This window comes from Photorhabdus hainanensis, from assembly GCF_018448965.1.
GTDB classification, from domain to species: Bacteria; Pseudomonadota; Gammaproteobacteria; order Enterobacterales; family Enterobacteriaceae; genus Photorhabdus; species Photorhabdus akhurstii.
This window is the reverse complement of the sequence record NZ_RCWD01000118.1, coordinates 1-807: the sequence shown is the minus strand read 5'-3', so window position 1 is coordinate 807 and position 807 is coordinate 1. Positions and strand designations below refer to the sequence as shown.

Genomic DNA, 807 nt, shown 5'->3' with positions numbered 1-807 from the left:
AAAATTTCCCGCACTGGTTACCGTTCCGACGTGTCGCCCAACAGGGCGAAAACCATTGCCTGGGCGATAAAGGCATTAGCCGGCTGATAACCCAGTTGCAAGATCAGCTCATTAATCACGGCTATGTTACCAGCCGGGTTCTGGCTCCTTCCCAGGATCTGCGTACCCAAATGCTAAAACTGGTGATGATACCGGGCAAAATCCGGCATATTCGCTATACCCCGGATAGCGGCCATTATATTCAACGCATCACGCCCTTTCCCGCACGTGAAGGCAAGCTGTTGGATTTACGGGATATCGAGCAGGGATTGGAAAACTTGCAACGTTTCCCCACCGTGCAGGCTGATATGAATATTGTTCCGGCCGCGCAGCCGGGGGAGAGCGATATTGTGCTGGACTGGCGTCAGTCCCGGCACTGGCGAGTCGCCACGTATCTGGATGATACCGGGTCTAAAAGCACCGGGCGTTATCAGGGCGGACTCACCTTCTTTCTGGATAACCCCCTGGCGCTCAGCGATCTGTTCTATCTCTCCGGGGGACGCGATATTCACTCATCTGCCGGGAAAGGCAGCCAGAACGACACGCTCTATTACTCCCTGCCTTTCGGCTACTGGATGGCGAGCGTGACGGCCAGTCATTACGATTATACCCAGACGATAGCCGGGCTGAATCAGGCAATTCAATACCGGGGCAAAAGCCAAAACCTGGCGGTCCAGCTTAGCCGGGTGCTGCATCGTAACGCCGACCAGAAAACCGGGCTTAACGGTGAAATTTATCGCCGGACTTCGCGCAATTTTATTGATAAGA

General features: G+C 54.3%; 1 protein-coding gene. It reads left to right on the top strand.

The window, feature by feature from the left end; translation table 11 throughout:
* Window positions 1-807: ShlB/FhaC/HecB family hemolysin secretion/activation protein (locus EAE92_RS25620; protein WP_281422841.1), on the top strand; the 807-nt coding region annotated here is incomplete at both ends.